Origin of the sequence: Streptomyces sp. NRRL S-495 (assembly GCF_000966955.1) — a bacterium.
Classification (GTDB): domain Bacteria; phylum Actinomycetota; class Actinomycetes; order Streptomycetales; family Streptomycetaceae; genus Kitasatospora; species Kitasatospora purpeofusca.
The window spans coordinates 1-1,805 of record NZ_JZWY01000984.1 but is presented as its reverse complement, the minus strand read 5'-3'; the positions used below and the strand labels follow the sequence as shown (position 1 = coordinate 1,805).

The following is a 1,805-nucleotide window of genomic DNA, read 5'->3' as shown; positions in this document are numbered from 1 at the left end:
CCGCTGCCCCTCCCGCGCCGGCCGACCCTCCGGCCGACCTGCCGTCCGCCCCCGCCGCCCCTTCCGTCCCCGCCACCCCTTCCGCCCCCGCGCGGGTACGCGTCGGCCGCCTGCTGCGCGAGGCGGCCGCCCGCAGTCCCCTCTGGGACGGTGACCTCGACCGCCCGAGCACGATCGTCCCGGGCGCGTCCGCCGCCTTCCCCTACCTGGTCGTCGACTGGCGGACCGAGCTGCTCCGCGGTGACGTCACGAGTCCCGGGCGGCTGCGCGAGTACGCCGACCTGCCGTTCGTGGCGGAGCGGGGGGCGGGCCGCTGGCGCACCGTCACCGTCTCGCGCCCGGACCACCGGCCCACCCCGCCGGCCGGCCACCTCTTCCGGACCGCGCTGTCGGCCGCGCTCGTCCTGCACAGCAGCTTCAACCGGGCCGTACTGCTGGAGTACGCCCCCGGCGGCACCTTCCCCGAGGACGGCCCACTGGCCGCCGCCGGCTGCGAGGTCCGCACCAGCGCCGACCTCACCGCGCAGATCGACCCCGACCTGCTGCACGCCTACCTGGAGCTGTTCGCCGAGCGCGGCCCGCTGCCCGCCCGCCCCGGGGCGGCCGAGCACCTGGCCGAGCGGCTCGCCCTGACACCGGCCGAGGCGGGCGCCCTGCTCGCCGTCCGCACCCTCCACCGGGACCACGAGAGCGCCGCCGAGAAGGAGGTCACCCGACGGATCGGCTCCGACGCCGTCCGGGAGTTCCGCACCCGGCTGGTGCCCGCCGAGCCGGAGCGCCTGTGGACGCACGGGCCGGACGTGGAGCGCGCGGTGGCCTGGTGGCACGAGCGCTACGGCGCGCCGCCGGTCGACGCCGACCTGCTGGCCCTGGCGCGGCGCGAGATCCGCTTCCCCACCGGCGAATGGGCACCGACCGGCCCCGGACCGGCCGCCGACCCCGTCCCGCCGGGCCTGCGCAGGCGCTGCCGCCACCCGGAGGCCCTGCTCGCCGCCGCCCTCGCGACGGACGGCGATCCCGACTTCGCACCCGCGCCGTACGCTTCGCCGTACGCGATGGCCTGGCTCGCCTACCGCACGCCCGCCAGCCACCCGCTGCGCCCGGCACTCGCTGCGGCCGCACTGCGCGTCACCTCCGACCTCACCGCCGACCTCGCCTCCGACCTCGCCGCCGAGTCGGAGGACGCCCGAGCAGCATGGCGGGTCTTCTCCGTCGACCGCCGGACCGCCACCGGCAGGCCGTCACCCCCACCGGCCGACCTGCCCGGCGTGGAGGTGGTGGACGAACCGGCCACGGGCCAGTGGCACGTCCGGGTGCGCCCCGGCCTGCTCACGGGCGCCGACGACCCGGTCCTGGACGCGCTCGACGACTACTACGACCGATTGAAGCCCTCGCAGGCCCGGCCGGCCGGCTCCGGCCTGCCCGCCCTCGCGGACCTGCGCATCCTGCTGTCCGGCGACCTGGCGGCGCTCGGCCACCACCTCGCCGCCGACGCCCACCGCACCCCCGGCTGGGAACAGGACCCGCGCCGCAGCGCCCCGGACGTGGTCGCCGCCTGCGCGAACGCCCTCGACCTGCCCACGGACGCCGCCGCGCTGTACCTGATGCTGCTCGCCCTGCCCGACCCCACCGACCGCCAGGTCCGGCAGTGGACGGGCTGGACCTCGGCCACGCTGAAGGCCGCCCAGCAGCGGCTGTGCGCGACCGGCCTGCTGGTCACCGCCCGCCGACCCCGCGCCGGCCGCACCCTCTTCCTCCCCGGCCCCTGGCTGGACCTGAAAGCCCCCCGACTCCCGGTCGAGGCC

At 78.2% G+C, this 1,805-nt stretch carries 1 pseudogene; it reads left to right on the top strand.

The window, feature by feature from the left end:
* Positions 1-1,805, top strand: a pseudogene (locus tag VR45_RS37455) (hypothetical protein); the annotation flags it as partial.